Here is an 18,553-nt window from a genome sequence, read left to right as displayed (position 1 = left end):
ATAACTAGGAGGGCATTATGAAAATCAGGTTATTAATATGCCTTATGATTGTATTAAGTTTGGGTGCTACTAACACGAATTTGACATCAGCGCAGGCTCAAGGACAAACGCACATACACTTGAAGGTCAATGATCACTACGTTTTATATACCTACCCTGCACCACCCTTTGTGGATAAGAAGGGCAGACTGCTTATACCGCTCCAAGCGGCTGAGGATATATTGGGTGGTAAAGTAACTTACAATGCAGCGAGCAAAACCGCTTCTGTTGATCTGTTGGGCCGTAATGTAACGGCAACGATCGGATCACCCGAAATATCGGTTAACGGCGAGTCGGTGACATTGGATACAGTCCCCATCATGAAAAACAATGCGATGTTTTTACCGGTATCCATCCTGTTGAAAGATACAGATGCGAAGATGGAGTGGGATTCCAAGCGGGGCTTATTGAAACTAGAGCATGATAGCTTTACGGAAAGTCCAGTTTTTATGAAATTTAAGGGACAAGACTTGGCCCAGGTCATGGACGCGAATGCGTTTGATCTTACTTCCTTTGATTGGGATCGCAAGAAAGGCATATTGGATATTTATGCTATGTACGAGGGTGGCTTATCACCTGCTTCCAGGCAAATCGACTTTAATCCTATGATTGTTTATAGCAAAGGGACCTATAGTGTAAATCCTTATTCTAAATTCAATATGAATTATAAAGTTAAAATCACCAGCCACGGTAATTTGATTTATACCCAAAATATCGATACAACCGATGCGGATAAAGATTATATAAAATATATTACTTCCGTAGGCAGATTGATTCAATAATTGTTCAGACTTTCAAAAATTACAGTTATGAAAAGAAGAGGGGGAAGAAGTAAACCAATAACAACAAGCGACAAGGGCTCTGAGCCTTTGTCGCTTGTTTTTTAATTTATATCTTAGAAGGTAGCGATTTGGCTACTGTTCCCTTTATTACGGATGTACCCTTCCACTCTGTCAATGGATTCTCTATCTTTTAGCTGATCAATAATGCCATCTGTCAGGGTACTTCTTTGATTGTTCGAGAGTTTATTCCAATCATCCGAATTTACATACACATCCACCGTAGCTTTACTGCTGTCGCCTCTTACGCTGAAATCAAAGCCGTACCCAGCGTAGTTGCTGTATCTATCAAACAAAGAACGTTGGATCGTGCTTGCGTCGAAAGATGTACCTATTTTTTTAATCGTAACATCGCCTCTACTGTTGGTTGTAAAGCTCGCTAATTTATCGTTATTGCTGGAATTCTTAACCGTACCATCAACATCGGCATTTTTATACTCTTTCAAAATATCTTCAACGATGTCCTCCAGGTAGCTCTTTTGTTTACTGCTGGATAGGTCAGTCCATCTGGATTTTGTCATTTCGATAGTCACGGTAATATCGTTTTTATTGCCACTGAGCGAGATATCAGAGTTGGTGTTGTAGTCATCGCTGTGATCATCGTTCAACTCCTTTTGAAGATCCTTCAAGGAGTTAGAACTGTTTTTACTTGCGTCATCTTTTAGCGTCTGATTGTCTTTTTGCAACTGAGCGATGGTAGCGTCTTTGGTTGTGTTCGCTGCTTTCGCCGTGTTCAGCTCCTGAGTCAGCGTCGTAATCTGGTTGTTCAATGCTGTAACTGTAGATTGATCAATCGGAACGCCGTTGTCAGCAATGACTACGCGTTTGTTCGTGCCGTCCCATTCTACTTTTTTATCCAAAGCTGTACCTGCCAGACGAAGCGGGAGATAAGTCACGCCATCCAGCATAAATGGTTCTGTTTTTGCATCATAAGGAACCTCAGTTCCGTTGTAGATGATTTTGATATTGTTATAAACTGCTTGGATCGGCTTAGTCACTTGCGCCGCATATGTGGATTGGCTGAAAAGAGCCCCCGATATGGCCAAGGCGGATACGGCAGTGATGATGACAGGCTTTTTCATAGATTTCAATGATTTCATTCGTTGGTCTACCCCTTTATTTAAGAATTATAGCCTAGTTCATAGACTAGAGTAACATTAATGCCTACAAATTCCAACACGTTTGGAGGGATATTAGCAGATGTGCTTATATTGGTTAGACGCAACAGCAAGAGTAAAAGTTGCCCTGTTTTCGTAAAAGTTTTTTGAAAAGTCGTCAAATAAAACAAGTCAAATAAAACAAGCCTGCTGCACAAGACAGCGAGGCTTGATGGGAAAATATTGCGTCAAAGCTCACATCCAAAGCGCGAATTATTTGCCGTCCTTCAGCTTGCCTGCTGTTTCCTGAAGATGGCCTTTGGCCTTATCCAGCTTACCTTCGGCTTGAAGGGATTTATTATCCGTGGCATTCCCGATTTGATCCTTGATCTCACCTTTTGCTTTGTTAACATTACCTTTGATTTTATCGCTGATTCCGTTATCCTTCATGTTATAGCCCTCCTTATGTGATCGAAATTTCATTCAGCATGCTGTAGTTAGTCTTTACCCGAGCGAGGGTGATGCGAAACGGAAAGCTGTGCGACATACAAGGGTATAATGATGGATACAGGCCAAATCAGAACGTGAAATGAGGAGTGGGCGTATGCTTAAAATTTTGTTATTTATTTTTGTTATTCAAATTATTTACGTGTCTGCGTATACATTGCGTATGATTTTGACGCTGAAAGGACAGAAGTACGTTGCTGCACTCATAAGCACTGTAGAGGTTACGATCTACGTACTGGGCCTGAACATGGTGCTTAAGTATTTGGATCAGGTGGCAAGTCTCGCGGTTTATGCCATCGGCTATGCGCTTGGTATTCTCATTGGAGCATGGATTGAGGAGAAAATAGCGCTTGGCTACGTAACCGTCAAGGTGATCAGCAATGAGGTCAACGGAGGTATCGCCAATGCGCTGCGTGACAAAGGGTACGGTGTTACAGCCTGGCTGGGCAGCGGGCGGGATGGAGATCGGCTGGTGATGGAAATTTTGGCTAAGCGAAAAAATCAGAACAAGCTGTACCAATCCATTCTGGATATTGATCCCAAGGCCTTTGTCATTACAGTGGAGCCGAAACAGTTTCATGGCGGCTTCTGGACCAAGGCGATCCGCAAATAAACATTTTGGAAAAATACGCATATTTTTCAGAGGATGGAGCATATTAATACCCGCACAGGAGGGATTTAACAATATGCCAACAGGAACAGTCAAATGGTTTAATGCAGATAAAGGCTTCGGCTTTATCGAGACAGAGGGCCAGGATATTTTTGTCCACTATAGCGCTATCGACGGCGAAGGCTTCAAGACGCTGGACGAAGGCCAGCATGTGGAATTTAATGTAGTGGAAAGCCAGCGCGGGCCGCAGGCGGAGCATGTCACCAAGACCAGCTAAAACAGGTCAGGACGAGCTGGATCAGAGGAGCCTCTTTGTCGCTTTGTTGGGCGGGGCTCCCTTCTAATGTAGGGGATTACCCCATAAAACCGAGGGGGGAATGTAGATGTACAGACGCCAGGCTCCGGAGATTATCCCAGAGGAAGATACGGCGATTTGGTCGTGTACCAACGAGGGTTGCAACGGCTGGATGCGAACGGATTTCACCTTTTTGAGCGAACCGGTTTGTCCGTTCTGCCAAGCCTCCATGGGACAGGAAACTCGGATGCTCCCGATTCTCAATCGAACGGGCAACTCTTTTGTGGCTCAACGCTCCTGAGTAAAGGCGAGTACGTTGACCACGTGTGTAGAATCTATGAACACCAAAAGCCGCTCCAGCGACATGCTGAGCGGCTTTTGGCTGTCGAGTGGCAAAAGAATACAGGGCCTTTGACCGAAGACGGGTATACGTTTGATTATGACCTCTCGATACGTTGCACGGAGTCACGATATACGATATGGCCTTGCACGAGGACCCGGCCAAAACGACTGCCGGGATGGCTTATTTTTTTCATCATCGAATCAATAGCTGTGCGTGCCATCTGTTCAATGTCCACTCCGACCGTGGTTAGTTGCGGAACAATAAGGGTGGCATATACATCATTGTCGAAGCCGACTACAGAGCAGTTTTCTGGCACGCGATACCCCAGAGACGTCAGTTTTTGTACCAGATTGTGTGCGACCTGATCGCAGTTACATACGAAGGCAGTCGGTAGCGGCTGCGGCAGCTCCATTTCCACATAAGTACCTTCGTCGTCCCGGTCGCTAAGTACCCACTCGTTACGAAGGGGCAATCTGTGCTCCAGCAGGGATTTATAGTAGCCGAGAAAACGGTCCTGAATGCTGCTGGTGGAGTAGAGATTACCCACATATGCAATATCCCGGTGTCCCTGGGCGATCAGATAGTTGGTCAGCTCGTAGGCTCCATAAAAATTATCTGTAACCACCGAGTCAATATCGGCATGCTCATCATAAAAATCCAGAAACATTTTGGGCAGCTCCATGGATTGGACCAGCTCGATATATGGCTTGCTCACTTGGCCCAGGAGAATGAAGCCGTCTACCTTGCGGTCGTAATAGATGCGTGGCAGATTAAGCTGCTCTTCGTCCTCGCGATGGAGGATATGAAGGATGCCATAGTAGCCGTATTGCTCCAGCGCCCGTGAAATATGCTGGTAGATGTGCAGATAGAACGATTGGCCGGGGCCGGTAAAACGCTCGGGGATGACGACACCAATGTTATAGGTGAGGCCCTCCTTCATGGACCTGGCAACGGTATTGAAACGGTAACCCATTTCGCCCGCGAGCGTCTTGATGCGCTCTTTTAGCTCATCGCTAACCCCGTCCTTGTCATTGAGCGCCTTCGACACGGTCACGCTGCTGACTCCCAGCTTATCCGCAATATCCCGCATCGTAACGTTGCTCTTCATTTCCTGTTCCGCCTTCCAAATTTAAAGAGATATGGCTACCCTGAGAGATATCAACACTTGCGGCGTAGCTGTTCTCAAAAATAAAAGATGTTTGCAGCATAGCCGCCTTGGGGAACAACTATTAGCCTGCGGGTAACAGTTGTTCTCAGGATAGTATAACATCGTTCCTTGAGCCGGATAAAGCTTGCGGCTTGCTTCTGCTGCTTAAGGCCGGGAGTTTGCCTGCAGCAATGCCTCATTACGCTGAATAAGCTCGCGGCGAACAGCGGCGTTGCCGAGTGACCTCAACGGATCGGGCGGCGTATTGAACGTGTAATCCTCCAGTCTGGTCAGACTGGTTGTTGCCACGTGGATACGGGTGTCGCTGGAGGCATAATAGATGAAGACTTCATCTTGTTCGTTCACGACGACCCCGTTGCAAAAAATCACGTTTGAAACGTCACCGACGCGTTCCTCATCATAGGGGGCTATAAAGTGCCCGCCGGGCTTGGCGATGACACGCGAAGGGTCCTCCAGGCTGGTGGCAAAGGTGTACAGCACATATCGTAAACCAGCGGCGGTATTGCGTACGCCATGAGCGATATGAATCCAGCCGCGGCTAGTTTTGATCGGGGCAGGGCCTTGTCCGTTCTTGGCTTCATACACCGTATGATAACAGCGCTCGTCAATCACTGTTTCGCTCTCAATCACAGGCTGTGTAATATCCTCGCACAGACCGAAGGCAATGCCGCCGCCCGAGCCGGTGGAAATAAATCCGTCCTGCGGACGCGTGTAAAAGGCATATTGGCCGTTCACGAATTCGGGGTGCAGGACAACGTTACGCTGTTGCGGTGATCGGGTGGAGATATTCGGTAGACGGGTCCAAGAGCGAAGATCGCGGGTGCGGACCAGTCCGGCCTGAGCGACAGCGCTGGAGGTGTCATGTGCTGGTGCGTCCGGGTCCTTTTTCTCCGAGCAATAAATGCCGTAGATCCAGCCGTCCTCATGCTTCACCAGCCGCATATCGTACATGTTCGTTTCGTCTGGGTCGATATCGTCCCATACCAATGGGGCATCGATGAACCGGAACTGGTCAATACCATTATCGCTCTCGGCCAGGGCAAAAAACGATTTTCGATCCAGCCCCTCGGTGCGGGAAACCAGTATATATTTGCCCTCATGATAGATCGCCCCTGGGTTTAGCGTTGCATTCACGCCCAGACGTTCCATGAAAAACGGGTTCGTCTGTACGTTCAAATCAAACCGCCAGTGAAGCGGAACGTGATGACGTGTGAGCACAGGGTAGTGGTAGCGTTCGTAGATGCCATTGTAAAAGGTGGTGTTGATCTCATTCGGACGTGTAATCAGTTCCTCTTGCTGCACCAGCAGCTTATGGTATTGGGTATGAATCATTTCGTTCCCGTCCTTTCCAGCATTTCGATGCAAAATCGGCTGTTGTGATAAGGGCATTTCCAAGGTCCTGCAACTTCTCTCGGATCAGGCTTGCCATCCGCTTGAACGGACCAGAACCATTCACCTCCGGGTCGTGGATCTACGATATACTGCCGGGTGTAGGCCCACAAATCCCGTACAATTTGTAAGAAACGTTCGTCCTGTGTTCGTTGATACGCATTGTAAAAGCCGACGATTCCTTCTGCCTGTACCCACCATATGCGCGAGGTGTCTACCCGATCGCCTTCCCGTTCGTTGATCAGTGAACCATCTGGCTGAACAGCACGCTTGGCTACTGCTTGGGCGATATTCACAACCATGTCTACATATTCCGGGGGATGGTGCCCCAGTACGTTCATAGCCTCCTCAATCAGCCAACTGGCCTCAATATCGTGACCATACGAGGTCAGGTCAAGCAGAGAGCGCCAGTCACTGTCGAAAAATACTCCCAACCGCCGGGCGGAAGCATCGTAAACACGACTGTATAAAATGTCCAATACATTCGCCAGCGCATCTCGCACGCCTTCATCCGGCCATACATGAAGCAGCCCAGTATACGCTTCCAGAACATGAATATGTGTATTCATGGTGATATGCGCGGTTACTCCGTTTTCGCTGAGCAGCTCATTAGGCTGCGTGTTCCACATCCGGTCAAATTGCTCGCCGTATGCCTGGCGGGTGCGATCATATCCTTTTTGCTCCAGCAGGTGGAACAGCTCCTTAGCTAGGGATAGCGCATCCGGGTCGCCCGTTGCTCGTGCATATTCAGATAAGGCATAAATAGCGAATGCCTGCGCATAGACGTGCTTGCAGGTGTCGGCTGGATGGCCCGTATGATTTACCATCCAGTACATTCCTCCATATACCGGATCTATCAGGTGCTCTTGCAGGAACAGGAAAGCGTGTCGTGCGGCATCCTCATAGATGCGTTCCCCGGTCACACGAGCTGCTGCCGAGAATGACCATAGCAACCGTGCAGTAGCAATCCCGCCCTTGTCCGCCTTCTTATGGATGTGCAGATCGACATCCACCGCACCATAAAATCCACCGTGTACTTCATCCTTCAACCCTAGCCAGAACGGGAGTATGTGATCCTTCCATTCTTGCCTGATCTCATGTAGCAGCGTGTCCAAGAGGCAAAATCCTCCTTTGTAATTTCTATTAGGTTATCGTTAACTTTATCTAAAATCATAATCACGTATCTTAAAGCTGTCAACTGCCCTGAAACATAACCGTTACCCCAAGGCTAATGGTTATGTTTCAGGGCAGCTATGCTGCTATATTTATTATGCCTAGTGGTTATAAATTAGTATTGTGTGAAACTTTTTCAGCTCTGCTTGTATACTCTAAAATAATGAAATTGACATAGTAAGCGTTATCATAATAAAATGATTTTGTTAGTTTAACGATAACCTTATTTCAAAAAGCAGGAGGGGTCGTTTTATGAAGTTGTCCAAGATTTTGGTGCCGTTACTATCGGTGCTATTGTTAGCGGGGTTGTTTGCAGGGTGCGCCCCAAAAGGATCAGATACGCCAGCAGCCAGCTCTGATCCGAAGGATGTGGAAGGTGAAATCACGGTCATTACACAACGGACGGACATTGTGGATACGGTGTTTCAGGACTACGCCAAGGAATTTAACAAGCTTTATCCGAAGGTGAAGGTCAATTTTCAGGCATTAGCCGATTATGAGAGCCAAATTAAAATTCGGATGGGGACCAGGGATTACGGAGATGTCTTGCTTATTCCAACCAGTATTCCCATTGCAGAGCTTCCCGACTTTTTCGAGCCGCTGGGCACTTACGAGGATATGAAAAGCAAGTATGCCGGCATTGAAGAACGTATGGTGGAGGGCAATGTCTACGGTATTCCGGTAGCGATGACGTACTCCGGTGTGATTTATAACAAAAATGTGTTCAAGGATGCGGGGATCACGAAACTTCCCAAAACCCCGGACCAATTTTTGAAAGCGCTACAGCAGATTAAGGACAAAACCAAGGCCGTGCCGCTGTTTACGAACTATGCCTCCGGGTGGGCACTGACCCAGTGGGAAGCTGATTTGGCTACAGTGGCGGGTACGAAGGAATATGTGAATGTCACACAGCCGAGTACAGACGACAATTTCACGAAGGGTCAGCCTCACTATGAGCTGTATAAGATCATGTACGATGCCGCTAAAAAGGGTCTGATCGAAAAAGACCCGACCACCACGGATTGGGAGACCTCCAAGGCGGATTTGTCTCAAGGCAAAATCGGTACGATGGTATTAGGCTCCTGGGCCATTGATCAGATCAAAAGCACAGCCACCAACAAGGATGATATCGGCTTTATGCCGTTTCCGACGAATGCCTCCAAGGTGCTTGTTCCGCTGGCAGGCGATTACAACCTCGGTATTAACGTAAACAGTGAAAACAAAGCGGCGGCTCGTGCCTGGGTGGACTGGTTTACTGACAAGTCCAATTATGCCGTAGAGCAGGCGGGCAGCATCAGTCCGCTACAGGGTTCGAAATTACCTGAGATTTTGAAGCAATACGGAGATCAGGGAGTCGTCTTTGAAACGCTAACTCCTTCGCCAAAAGGACAGGAAGGGATTGTTGATAAAATTGACAAAAAGGGAGAAATCGGTTTGTGGCAGCCGGACTTCAAGAAACGCATTATTGAGGCAGCAATCGGCAACCGCCCGGAATCGTATGACACCATTATGAAGGATCTGAACGACGCATGGGTGAAGGCGCGTGCTGAAGTGGCTGCGAAGGAAGCCAAATAGTCATTTGAACTGACGATAAGAGGGGATCGACGTAGTAGTCGATGGACGGATAGCCAGGAGGTGCAGCATGTTTAAATTTTCGAATCTCAGCTACTCCAAACAAAGATTGGCGATAATTGCAGCCTTTTCATTTATTCCGCTGGCGCTGCTGGTCACTTTTGCGTACTTGCCAGTGATCAACATGTTCAAATACAGCTTTTCGGACTGGAACGGCTATAGTAAGCGTCTGGAATATGTGGGCTTTGAAAACTATATCAAAATCTTTACCGACCCCGAGTATTTCTCGGTGTTTAAGGTCAGTCTGTATTACTTTGTCGCTACGTTTGTACAGATGGGGCTGGCCCTTTATTTTGCAACCATTCTCAGCTTTCAAACCTGGTTTAAAAATGTGTTTAAGGGCATTTTATTTTTTCCTTCACTGATGAATGGGGTGGCCATTGGTTTTATTTTTCTGTTCTTCTTCAAGCCGGACGGCACGCTGGATACACTACTTCAGGCACTGGGACTGGGCTCGTATATCAAGCTGTGGCTGGGAAACCCGGAGATTATCAATATTTCACTGGCTGGCACGTCGATCTGGAGATACATGGGCTTTAACTTTATTGTGTTTCTCGGTGCGATTTCCTCCATATCAAGTGATCTATATGAAGCGTCTGATATGGACGGGGCCAACCGCTGGCATCAGTTCCGGTACATTATTTTGCCGAGTATCAAGCGAATTTTGCAGCTGAATCTCATCCTGGCGATTAGCGGTGCGATCAGTGCATTCGATATTCCGTATATTATGACTGGCGGCTCCAACGGCAGTAAAACATTCGTCATCCAAACGATTGATGTGGCGTTCAAATATAGTAAGGTCGGTTTGGCCTCGGCGATGGCGGTTATTTTGTTGCTGATCGTGATTGTAGTTACGCTACTGCAACGTTTGCTGATTCGGGGAGAGGAGGATTAACCGTGTATACGCTAAAAAGAACGCTGGCGAACGGCATCAAGTATGCCGCGCTTTTGCTGGGTGCGTTCGTCGCACTGCTGCCGATTGTCGTGATTTTGTTTGCTTCCTTGAAGACGAAGGCTGAATATGCGACAACCAGTCCTCTGACTCCCCCGGTGAACTGGCTGAATTGGGCGAACTATGCCAAAGCCTTTGTGAACGGCAACATGCTGACCGGATTTGTGAACACGGCCTTTATTCTGATCATTTCGATCATCGGCGCGACGTTGACCGGCTCTATGATCGCGTATATTTTGAATCGTTTTAAATTTAAGGGGAAAAGCCTTATGCTGGGTGCGTTTCTGCTCGCAACCCTCATTCCGGGGGTAACGACACAGGTATCCACATTCCAGATTATCAACAAGCTGGAGCTGTTTAACACGCCTTGGGCAGCTATTTTGCTGTATTTGGGAACCGATATTATTGCGGTGTATATTTTTCTGCAATTTCTGGATTCCATTGCGGTGGCGCTGGATGAATCGGCCATGCTGGATGGCGCGTCCTATCTGACCATCTACTGGCGCATTATTTTGCCCCTGCTCAAGCCCGCCATTGTGACGGTCATTATTATCAAAGGGGTTAATATCTACAACGATTTTTACACCCCGTTTCTGTATATGCCCAAAACAAGCCTTCAGGTCATTTCGACGGCGTTGTTCAAGTTTAAAGGGCCGTATGGCTCGCAATGGGAAGTGATTAGCGCGGGTATAATCATTGCTATTATTCCAACGTTAATTGCATTTTTGGCATTACAAAAATATATCTATAACGGATTTGCACAGGGTTCAGTGAAATAGAAAAAACGATAAAATCAAGTGTCTCGGTGAGAGGAGAGCATATGTATGAGTAAATTAAACGTGGATTTGGATGTAGGTAGCGTACGAATTGTGGGAAACAGTCTGGCTAAAATGCCGTGGCAGGATAAGCCTAAAGGCAGTGAGGCTCCGGTATGGAGACATACGGAGAATCCGGTCATTGGACGAAATCCGGTGCCGGGCATTGCCCGTATTTTCAACAGCGCGGTGGCTCCGTATGAGGGGCGATTTGTGGGGGTGTTTCGGGCCGAAACGATTAATGGACGCCCGCATTTGCATCTGGGCTGGAGCGACGACGGGTTGGCTTGGGACATTGAAACGGAACGTTTGCATTTGGTAGATGAGGAAGGAAACGATTACCAGCCTAATTATGCTTACGATCCGCGTCTGGTTCGAGTGGAGGATACGTATTATATCATCTGGTGTACCGATTTTTACGGTGCGGCGTTGGGTATGGCGCAAACGAAGGATTTTAAAAGCTTTGTGCGATTGGAAAATCCGTTCCTGCCGTTTAATCGAAACGGTGTACTGTTCCCCCGCAAATTAAACGGAAACTATGTGTTGCTATCCCGTCCGAGCGACAGTGGTCATACGCCGTTCGGCGATATCTTTCTCAGTGAAAGCCCGGATCTGGTGTATTGGGGCAAGCACCGTCATGTGATGAGCAAGGGCGGACAGGGCTGGTGGCAATCGGTGAAGATTGGCGGCGGGCCAGCTCCGATTGAGACGACCGAGGGCTGGCTCATGTTCTACCACGGGGTGACGGGCACGTGTAATGGGCTGGTATACAGCATGGGAGTAGCCGTCCTTGACCTGGATGATCCATCTAAGGTTAAATATCGTTCCTCCAATTTCGTGCTGACCCCAGAGGAATGGTACGAGGAACGGGGCTTTGTGCCGAATGTGGTATTCCCGTGTGCTACGCTGCATGATGCGGACACCGGACGAATTGCGATTTATTATGGAGCCGCCGATACGTATGTAGGTGTTGCATACACGACAGTATCCGACATGATGAAGTATGTCATCGCAACGGATGAAGTGGTCGCAGACGACCATGAGTCGGGCCGGATGTAGGAGGGAACTCGAATGCCGGAGGATATGTCTTTACAGCAATTGCAGTCGTATACGGGCAGTAGCCCGAAGCCGTCGGATTTTGACGCATACTGGGAACGGGCGTTGCAGGAGTTGGAACGGCAGCCGCTGGATTACACGCTGGAGCCAGCCGATTTTGTCTCACCGCTGGTGGAGTGCTTTCATCTGTATTTTACAGGGGTAGGCGGAGCGAAGGTTCATGGAAAGCTCGTCCGACCCAAGCATTTTACAGAAAAAGGTCCGGCTTTGGCGATGTTTCACGGATATTCCTGTGACAGTGGGGACTGGTTCGATAAAGTGAGCTATGCGGCACATGGATTTACCGTGCTGGCTCTGGACTGTCGTGGGCAAGGCGGTTTGTCTGAGGACAACTTGCAGGTTCAGGGAACGACGATTCGCGGGCATATCATCCGGGGAATCGACGACCCGGACCCGGACCGATTGTATTACCGCAATGTATTTCTGGATACCGTGCAGACGGTTCGCATTCTGATGTCGATGGAGCAGGTAGACCCTGATCGAATCGGCGCATTCGGCTGCTCCCAAGGGGGAGCATTGACAGTTGCCTGTGCTGCATTGGAGCCACGTGTGCGTGTTGCGGTGCCAGTATATCCGTTCCTGTCGGACTATAAAAGAGCTTGGGCGCTGGATGCCACCACGTCTGCATATGAGGAGCTGGTGTATTATTTTCGCTGGTTCGATCCGAATCATGTGCGCGAGGAGGAGTTATTTCACCGATTGGGCTACATCGACATTCAACATTTGGCAGATCGTATTCGTGGTCGGGTGCTATTTGTGACGGGGCTGTCGGATACGGTTTGTCCGCCCTCCACACAGTATGCGGTGTACAATAAAATCGTATCGGACAAGGAAATGCTCCTGTATCACGAATACGGCCATGAATACTTACCGTATCTATCGGATCGCGCCATGAGTGAATTTTTACAGCTTTAGGGGGTTGAACTTCGGGTTAGCCTCCTTTATAGTAATATTTATAACCTCGTGATGCGTGATCAATGAATGTCCCATTTGTATAACCTCAATAATATGGTTTGAGGGTCTCTACCAGGAACCGATAAATCCTGATTACAAAAATGTGCGTCTTGTACATTTCTTGTGGTCAGGATTTTTTTACGTATATCGAGGGATTTACATGACAGCAAAGGAGCTTATGTAATGAACTTTAAAGTAGTTATCTTAACGATTGCGACCTTTACGGTGGGACTGGTGGAGTTAATTATCGGTGGCGTTCTGCCCCAGATTGCGCAGGATTTGAATGTCTCCGTAAGCACGGCGGGACAGCTTATTATGATCTATGCGCTCGTATACGCCATCGCCGGGCCGACTTTATTGGCGCTGACTGCCAGAATTGAACGAAAACGGCTATACCTGTGGTCGATGTTTATTTTTATTCTGGGAAGCCTGTTGGCCTTCTGGAGTCCGAATTATGCGGTCTTATTTATATCCCGTATCGTTACCGCCGCAAGTGGGTCATTGATTGTGACGTTATCGCTGACGATTGCCGTCAAAGTGGTGTCCAAGGCTTATCAGGCCCGGGTTCTCGGTGTGATCTCCATGGGGGTTAGCTCGTCCATCGTGCTTGGTATTCCAGCCGGGGTGCTGATTGGAAATGCGTTTGGTTGGCGGGTGCTGTTCCTCATTATCGCCGTGTTGACGGTAGTTGCTATGATCGTCATGAACCTGTTTATGGAGCGGATTCCGACGGAGCATGTCGTGCCGATGGGCGAGCAACTGAAATCCTTGAAAAATGTGAAGGTGATCAGTGCGCATCTGGTGACTACGCTAACGTTGGCGGGTCATTACACACTGTATGCATATTTCACTCCATTTATGGAGAATATGATGGGTTTGAATCCATCGTGGATTAGTGTCGCCTATTTTGTATTTGGACTTTCGGCCGTTGGGGGCGGTTTTATTGGCGGCTCTTTGGCGGATCGTTTTGGCACAGCGAAAAGTATTTTGATCATTGTGGGCGTATTTATCGCCGTAATGTTCTTGCTGCCATTCTCGGTTCACTCGTTGTATGTATTTGCGCCGTTGCTGATCATCTGGGGTATATTGAGCTGGGCCTTGTCCCCGCCGATGCAGAGCTATCTCATCGAAAATGCCCCCGAATCGGGTAGCATTCAGCAAAGCTTCAATTTCTCTGCTCTCCAGATCGGGATTGCCCTCGGCTCAGCCCTGGGAGGTGCGGTGATTGAGAATAGTGAATCGGTTGCCACGAATGCCTGGGTAGGCGGGGCTTTTGTGATGGTTGCTTTTGTATGCGGCGTATTTTCGATTACGAGAAGCGGGACATCGCAGGCCGCCAGAGGGCACGGGCACCAATCCATTTTATAGCTCGATACGGCATTCCCCTCTTTTATAAGGTGAGAAAATATGCTATACTACACGCAATTATGAAGAAGGAGGTGAGGTAGGTGAATCACGAGATGCTGAACAACCGTATTAGCCAGCTGCCGATTGCTATGGCTGGCATTATGCATACTTTTCCGTACAACGGGAGAAGTCTGTCCAATTTTAATCATACGGTTGTAAACATCGCGAGAAGACGCCTACCTTAACTCGAACGGATTGTGTATCATCCAAAGAGTCGCGGGCTACTAGCTCCTGCGGCTCTTTTTGTGTTGCGCGGGTAAGGGTCTTCCTAAATAAAGGAGAGCCTAGACATGTATATTGTGAACGGTCAACAATTGAAAAAATACCACGGTGCCAATCTGATTCTGGACGGTGCATCGTTTGATATTCATACGGGGGAAAAGGTGGGACTCATCGGTCGCAACGGAAGCGGTAAAACCACCCTGTTACGCCTCATTGCGCGTTTGTCCCAACCGGATGAAGGACAGCTCGTCATCGCCAAGGATACGAAAATCGGCTATTTGCCGCAAATTCCGGCGGAGTTTGAACACTTGAGCGTGTACGAAACGCTGGCTTACGCCTATCGTGAGCTGAAGGATTGCCGCAATCAGATGAGCGAGCTGGAGCGTGAAATGTCCGATCCGGTTGTAGCTGTGGATGCGGATCGTTTGGAAAAGCTGCTGCAATCGTATGCCGCCTTGCAAGAACGGTTTGAGCGAAGCGGCGGCTATAAAATGGATGCGAATATCGATCAGGTAGCCGACGGGCTGCGCATTGCCAAAGCCATGTATACGCGCAGCTTCGGTTCCCTGTCTGGTGGGGAGAAAACGAAAATTGCACTCGCGTCCCAACTCATCGGACGACCGGATCTGTTGCTGCTGGATGAGCCGACCAACCATTTGGATTTAAAAGGTTTGGAATGGCTGGAGCAATTTTTGCAGAGCTATACGGGCGCGTGTGTGGTTGTATCCCATGATCGTTATTTTCTGGATCGCGTTGCCGTCAAGATGATTGAGCTGGAGGATGGCGAGGCGTTTACTTATTATGCAAACTACAGTGGCTACGTCAAGGAAAAGGAAGAACGACTGCTGCTGCAATTCGAGGACTACAAGGAACAACAAAAGCGGATCAAGAAGATGAAAGAGGCCATTCGGCGTTTTGAAGAGTGGGGACGTAATGGGGATAACGAAAAGTTTTTTAAAAAAGCGAACTCGATTCGTAAGGCGCTGGAGCGTATGGAGTTGGTGAAGCGGCCTGTGCTGGACCCTCAGGGTGCCGAGTTTCACTTGAAGCTGGACGATCGCTCGGGTCGCAGGGTGCTGCAATTTGAAGAAATCGCCAAAGCCTATGGAGAGCGCCAGATATTAAAAGGGGCTACAGGCAGTCTGGAGTTTGGTGAAAAGGTGGCGCTGCTGGGAGATAACGGTTCGGGAAAAACGACGCTGCTCAAGCTGCTGCTTGGTCAGGAGAGCGCGGATGCAGGCATGGTGCAATGGGGAGCACGCGTGGAGTATGGATATTTGGCCCAGCAGGAAAGAGAGCGGGATAGCCGTGCGACCGTGCTTGTGTACTTCAAGGAAGAAGCAGGTGTGGAGGAAGGCGAGGCGCGAGGGCTGCTGGCGAAGTATTTGTTCTACGGAGCAGATGTGTTTAAGCCCGTTAGTATGCTGTCTGGTGGAGAATGGTCCCGCTTGCGGCTGGCACTATTGGTCATGAAAAAGCCGAATTTGCTGGTGCTGGATGAGCCGACCAACCATTTGGACATCGACTCACGCGAGGCGCTGGAGGAAGCGCTGAACAGCTACACAGGAACCGTGCTGGCGATTTCGCACGACCGTTATTTTGTGAATAAGCTGGCCGGGCGCGTTTGGGAGCTGGAGGACGGAAAGCTGGCCTCTTATCTGGGCGGCTTCGATGAATACCGGGCGAAGAAGCGGGAGCTGGAACACGCCCGCTTCCTGAGCACAGGAGATGCCGGGGCGCGCACGGCATCTGGAAGCAGAGCCGCAGCAGGTGGCGGCTCGGGCTTGGGCCGGGCTGCATCTGTCCGTGCAGCCAGCAATGGGACGGCTTCGGTTGCGCGGACAGAAGCGCCTGCCGGGGCTGATGCGAGCCGCACGCGTCCGGGTGCGGCAGGCCGTTTGGACTCGCCCGCCGCAGGAGGTGGGTCGTCCGCTGGCACGGGGGCACGCGGAGCGAAGGCCACGAAGTCGTCCCGTACGCCCGCCGTATCCAGCGAGCGGCTGGAGCGGGCGATTACCGCCAAGGAAGCGGAATTGGCGGCGACGGATGCCGAGCTGGAGCAGCTCGGCGCGAGCGACGACACGTCGCATATGGCGGAGCTGTGGGATGCGCGTGAGCGGTTGCAAGCGGAGCTGGACACGTTGCTTGGCGAGTGGATTGAACTGGAGTAGTTGACAGGCTAGTTACTAAATAGACAACGATTTATTTTATATAGAGGGTAGCCCTGAGGTAGAACGTTTACTGAAGGGCTACCCTCATCATTTTATTTTATATAAAGAAAGTCGTTTACATTTCGCAACATGTGATATTTTTTAATCTGTACAACAGTATGAATCACTGTTAAGTGAAGTTTGTGTTGTCAATAAAGATCTTACATATCAAATGTGCACGTCGGAACTATTTTGTGATTTGCTTGTGAATGGAGGGAATAGTATGTCGGACTCCTTACTAGAGGTCAGTCAGGTAACGAAAAAAATGGGGAAAAGGAATTTGTTAGATCAAGTTTCATTTAAGCTTCAGAAAGGAAAGATATATGGATTCATCGGTCCGAATGGAGCTGGAAAAACGACGATGATGCGAATCATGACCGGATTGATGCAACCAACCAGCGGCTCTGTAAAGATAGCTTCATATGATGTACAGACGGATCGGGAAAAGGCGCTGTCCAAGGTGGGTGCTATTATTGAATCTCCGGTCTTTTTTGATTATATGACGGGCAGGCAGGTTTTACGTAATTTGTCACGGCTGCACTCTGAAATTCCCCCTTCAGGTCGAGAGATACATATTGAAGAGTTGCTTACAAAGGTCGGGCTTGCAACACGGGGGGATGACAAGGTGAAAACCTATTCCTTGGGTATGAGGCAAAGGCTCGGGATTGCGCAGTCTATGCTGGGGGCTCCAGAGCTTCTATTGCTAGATGAACCGGCGAACGGCCTTGGCCCTTTGGGGATGCGGGAGCTGAGAGATATTGTGCTCCGTCTGCGTGATTCAGCGAATTATGCCTTTTTTATCTCCGGTCATCTATTGGATGAATTGCAACAGATGTGTGATGAACTCATTGTAATCAAAGAGGGCAGGCTAGTTTGGAAGGGATCTGCTGATCAACTGGTGGAGGACGGTCAACGGCTGGAGGATGCTTTTATGGGATTAATGGGACTATGAAGCTATTAATATACAGTGAGTTCGAGCGATTATGGAGACGAAAGTGGTTCTGGCTCATGGTTTTATGTACACCGATGCTAGCCTGTTCGACAGGCGTATATTTTTTGCGCACGATGAAGGTTCCTGTAGAGGTATTATCCTTAAACTTTGTCGTTATTGGTCTGCGTGAGAATTTGTTTTTAGCATGCAATATAGCTGTGGCTGCTTTAGCTGCTGCTGTATACACTGAGGAATTTCGAAGCGGGCAACTGCGTTTGTTATTTATGCGCCGATATACCCGTGGTCAGATTTTCTGGAGTAAGCTGCTGGTTTTGAATGCTTCTATCTTGCTTCTTCTCATTGCATTTGCAGTATCCTCGCAGGTGATCGTTGAAGTATGGACTCTTTCATATGACGTAAGTGATGCGGGGCTGTCTGGATCTCAAGGACTGCAGATGCTTGAATACTATGGTTGGGCGCTTGCCTCATTAGTAGCAATAAGCTCCTTGTACTGCTTTGTCGCTATGCACAGCAAGAGTGTAACGTATGCCATCGGTGTTTGTATGGTATATAATCTGGGCTCTCTGTTGTTTGATTCGTTGTACTTAAAATTGGCCTCTTTTGTTTCTCATATCCCATACTTATACAACGTAATTACATTTATGATTATTCCGTATATGCAGCGTACAGGATTAGATAGATCTTCAATGGGCAATTTGTCCGTGAATGGAGCGATTGCTACTGCTGTTAGTTTATATCTTATCTTTTTTACTTGGGGGGCATACCGCCGCTTTGTGGCCGATGATTATTTGTATTAGGGGTATTTCTCCATATAAAAGTGGAAAAGATCCAAT

Annotated in this window: 19 protein-coding genes and 1 riboswitch; of the genes, 14 read left to right on the top strand and 5 right to left on the bottom strand. The window is 48.5% G+C overall.

Translation table 11 applies throughout. The features are described 5' to 3' along the window. Nucleotides 1–17: 17 nt before the first annotated feature. The gene (locus NST83_RS23990; protein ID WP_342415916.1) at nucleotides 18–821 is read left to right on the top strand and encodes a copper amine oxidase N-terminal domain-containing protein; all 804 of its coding nucleotides are present in this window, start codon (nucleotides 18–20) and stop codon (nucleotides 819–821) included. A 113-nt stretch (nucleotides 822–934) separates the two neighbouring features. Here NST83_RS23990 and NST83_RS23985 read toward each other — a convergent pair whose 3' ends face one another. After that, nucleotides 935–1,978, bottom strand: a complete 1,044-nt coding sequence (locus NST83_RS23985; RefSeq protein WP_342415915.1) for a stalk domain-containing protein — start codon at nucleotides 1,976–1,978, stop codon at nucleotides 935–937. A 270-nt stretch (nucleotides 1,979–2,248) separates the two neighbouring features. Further along, a complete protein-coding gene (locus tag NST83_RS23980; protein WP_068939077.1) occupies nucleotides 2,249–2,425 on the bottom strand; it encodes a CsbD family protein in 177 nt (58 codons plus the stop codon). 154 nt (nucleotides 2,426–2,579) lie between these two features. Here NST83_RS23980 and NST83_RS23975 point away from each other — a divergent pair, with 154 nt between their 5' ends. The 3 genes from NST83_RS23975 (at nucleotide 2,580) to NST83_RS23965 (ending at nucleotide 3,688) form a co-directional block, all read left to right on the top strand. Then, on the top strand, nucleotides 2,580–3,095 hold the full coding sequence (locus tag NST83_RS23975; protein WP_025683910.1) for a DUF2179 domain-containing protein: 516 nt from the start codon (nucleotides 2,580–2,582) through the stop codon (nucleotides 3,093–3,095). A 73-nt stretch (nucleotides 3,096–3,168) separates the two neighbouring features. Beyond that, nucleotides 3,169–3,369, top strand: coding sequence for a cold-shock protein (locus NST83_RS23970; protein ID WP_044644292.1), 201 nt, complete (start codon nucleotides 3,169–3,171; stop codon nucleotides 3,367–3,369). A gap of 106 nt (nucleotides 3,370–3,475) precedes the next feature. Next, nucleotides 3,476–3,688, top strand: coding sequence for a cold-shock protein (locus tag NST83_RS23965; RefSeq protein WP_014278674.1), 213 nt, complete (start codon nucleotides 3,476–3,478; stop codon nucleotides 3,686–3,688). A 136-nt stretch (nucleotides 3,689–3,824) separates the two neighbouring features. Here NST83_RS23965 and NST83_RS23960 read toward each other — a convergent pair whose 3' ends face one another. The 3 genes from NST83_RS23960 to NST83_RS23950 all read right to left on the bottom strand — a co-directional run bounded on the left by NST83_RS23960 (nucleotide 3,825) and on the right by NST83_RS23950 (nucleotide 7,402). After that, nucleotides 3,825–4,838 (bottom strand): substrate-binding domain-containing protein, encoded by a 1,014-nt coding sequence (locus NST83_RS23960; protein ID WP_342415914.1) that lies wholly within the window; start codon nucleotides 4,836–4,838, stop codon nucleotides 3,825–3,827. A gap of 204 nt (nucleotides 4,839–5,042) precedes the next feature. Further along, entirely contained in the window at nucleotides 5,043–6,230 is a 1,188-nt protein-coding gene (locus NST83_RS23955; protein WP_342418034.1) for a glycosidase, read from the bottom strand. Beyond that, a complete protein-coding gene (locus NST83_RS23950) occupies nucleotides 6,227–7,402 on the bottom strand; it encodes an AGE family epimerase/isomerase (protein ID WP_342415913.1) in 1,176 nt (391 codons plus the stop codon). Before NST83_RS23950 ends, NST83_RS23955 begins: the two co-directional genes overlap by 4 nt. A gap of 310 nt (nucleotides 7,403–7,712) precedes the next feature. Here NST83_RS23950 and NST83_RS23945 point away from each other — a divergent pair, with 310 nt between their 5' ends. The 10 genes from NST83_RS23945 (at nucleotide 7,713) to NST83_RS23900 (ending at nucleotide 18,517) form a co-directional block, all read left to right on the top strand. Next, on the top strand, nucleotides 7,713–9,035 hold the full coding sequence (locus tag NST83_RS23945) for an extracellular solute-binding protein (RefSeq protein ID WP_342415912.1): 1,323 nt from the start codon (nucleotides 7,713–7,715) through the stop codon (nucleotides 9,033–9,035). A 67-nt stretch (nucleotides 9,036–9,102) separates the two neighbouring features. Beyond that, on the top strand, nucleotides 9,103–9,987 hold the full coding sequence (locus NST83_RS23940) for a sugar ABC transporter permease (protein ID WP_134912010.1): 885 nt from the start codon (nucleotides 9,103–9,105) through the stop codon (nucleotides 9,985–9,987). Between the two features lie 2 nt (nucleotides 9,988–9,989). Next, nucleotides 9,990–10,823 carry a carbohydrate ABC transporter permease gene (locus NST83_RS23935; protein ID WP_342415911.1) on the top strand — a complete coding sequence of 278 codons (834 nt, stop codon included), beginning with the start codon at nucleotides 9,990–9,992 and terminating at the stop codon, nucleotides 10,821–10,823. Nucleotides 10,824–10,868: 45 nt separating this feature from the next. After that, nucleotides 10,869–11,918, top strand: a complete 1,050-nt coding sequence (locus NST83_RS23930; protein ID WP_342415910.1) for a glycoside hydrolase family 130 protein — start codon at nucleotides 10,869–10,871, stop codon at nucleotides 11,916–11,918. Between the two features lie 12 nt (nucleotides 11,919–11,930). After that, the gene (locus NST83_RS23925) at nucleotides 11,931–12,890 is read left to right on the top strand and encodes an alpha/beta fold hydrolase (RefSeq protein WP_342415909.1); all 960 of its coding nucleotides are present in this window, start codon (nucleotides 11,931–11,933) and stop codon (nucleotides 12,888–12,890) included. A 55-nt stretch (nucleotides 12,891–12,945) separates the two neighbouring features. Beyond that, a riboswitch (purine riboswitch) is annotated at nucleotides 12,946–13,045 on the top strand. Nucleotides 13,046–13,112: 67 nt separating this feature from the next. After that, on the top strand, nucleotides 13,113–14,297 hold the full coding sequence (locus tag NST83_RS23920) for an MFS transporter (protein ID WP_342415908.1): 1,185 nt from the start codon (nucleotides 13,113–13,115) through the stop codon (nucleotides 14,295–14,297). A gap of 80 nt (nucleotides 14,298–14,377) precedes the next feature. Continuing rightward, on the top strand, nucleotides 14,378–14,521 hold the full coding sequence (locus NST83_RS23915) for a hypothetical protein (RefSeq protein WP_170970742.1): 144 nt from the start codon (nucleotides 14,378–14,380) through the stop codon (nucleotides 14,519–14,521). A gap of 105 nt (nucleotides 14,522–14,626) precedes the next feature. Continuing rightward, nucleotides 14,627–16,729: an ABC-F type ribosomal protection protein gene (abc-f, locus tag NST83_RS23910; RefSeq protein ID WP_342415907.1), complete on the top strand. Its 2,103-nt coding sequence runs from the start codon at nucleotides 14,627–14,629 to the stop codon at nucleotides 16,727–16,729. Between the two features lie 262 nt (nucleotides 16,730–16,991). Beyond that, nucleotides 16,992–17,720: an ATP-binding cassette domain-containing protein gene (locus NST83_RS23905; protein WP_342415906.1), complete on the top strand. Its 729-nt coding sequence runs from the start codon at nucleotides 16,992–16,994 to the stop codon at nucleotides 17,718–17,720. Further along, nucleotides 17,717–18,517, top strand: coding sequence for an ABC transporter permease (locus tag NST83_RS23900; protein ID WP_137060736.1), 801 nt, complete (start codon nucleotides 17,717–17,719; stop codon nucleotides 18,515–18,517). The genes NST83_RS23905 and NST83_RS23900 overlap by 4 nt, the downstream gene beginning before the upstream one ends. Nucleotides 18,518–18,553: the final 36 nt, after the last annotated feature.

Origin of the sequence: Paenibacillus sp. FSL R10-2782 (assembly GCF_038592985.1) — a bacterium.
Lineage (GTDB): Bacteria > Bacillota > Bacilli > Paenibacillales > Paenibacillaceae > Paenibacillus > Paenibacillus terrae_C.
Note: the sequence above shows the minus strand (reverse complement) of the source record. Positions and strands in the feature narration are given on the sequence as shown.

Bases quoted from the DNA above. Each gene is read 5' to 3' on its own strand.
- NST83_RS23990 (WP_342415916.1), top strand. From the start codon at position 18: ATGAAAATCAGGTTATTAATATGCCTTATGATTGTATTAAGTTTGGGT.
- NST83_RS23985 (WP_342415915.1), bottom strand. From the start codon at position 1,978: ATGAAATCATTGAAATCTATGAAAAAGCCTGTCATCATCACTGCCGTA.
- NST83_RS23980 (WP_068939077.1), bottom strand. From the start codon at position 2,425: ATGAAGGATAACGGAATCAGCGATAAAATCAAAGGTAATGTTAACAAA.
- NST83_RS23975 (WP_025683910.1), top strand. From the start codon at position 2,580: ATGCTTAAAATTTTGTTATTTATTTTTGTTATTCAAATTATTTACGTG.
- NST83_RS23970 (WP_044644292.1), top strand. From the start codon at position 3,169: ATGCCAACAGGAACAGTCAAATGGTTTAATGCAGATAAAGGCTTCGGC.
- NST83_RS23965 (WP_014278674.1), top strand. From the start codon at position 3,476: ATGTACAGACGCCAGGCTCCGGAGATTATCCCAGAGGAAGATACGGCG.
- NST83_RS23960 (WP_342415914.1), bottom strand. From the start codon at position 4,838: ATGAAGAGCAACGTTACGATGCGGGATATTGCGGATAAGCTGGGAGTC.
- NST83_RS23955 (WP_342418034.1), bottom strand. From the start codon at position 6,230: ATGATTCATACCCAATACCATAAGCTGCTGGTGCAGCAAGAGGAACTG.
- NST83_RS23945 (WP_342415912.1), top strand. From the start codon at position 7,713: ATGAAGTTGTCCAAGATTTTGGTGCCGTTACTATCGGTGCTATTGTTA.
- NST83_RS23940 (WP_134912010.1), top strand. From the start codon at position 9,103: ATGTTTAAATTTTCGAATCTCAGCTACTCCAAACAAAGATTGGCGATA.
- NST83_RS23930 (WP_342415910.1), top strand. From the start codon at position 10,869: ATGAGTAAATTAAACGTGGATTTGGATGTAGGTAGCGTACGAATTGTG.
- NST83_RS23925 (WP_342415909.1), top strand. From the start codon at position 11,931: ATGCCGGAGGATATGTCTTTACAGCAATTGCAGTCGTATACGGGCAGT.
- NST83_RS23920 (WP_342415908.1), top strand. From the start codon at position 13,113: ATGAACTTTAAAGTAGTTATCTTAACGATTGCGACCTTTACGGTGGGA.
- abc-f (WP_342415907.1), top strand. From the start codon at position 14,627: ATGTATATTGTGAACGGTCAACAATTGAAAAAATACCACGGTGCCAAT.
- NST83_RS23905 (WP_342415906.1), top strand. From the start codon at position 16,992: ATGTCGGACTCCTTACTAGAGGTCAGTCAGGTAACGAAAAAAATGGGG.
- NST83_RS23900 (WP_137060736.1), top strand. From the start codon at position 17,717: ATGAAGCTATTAATATACAGTGAGTTCGAGCGATTATGGAGACGAAAG.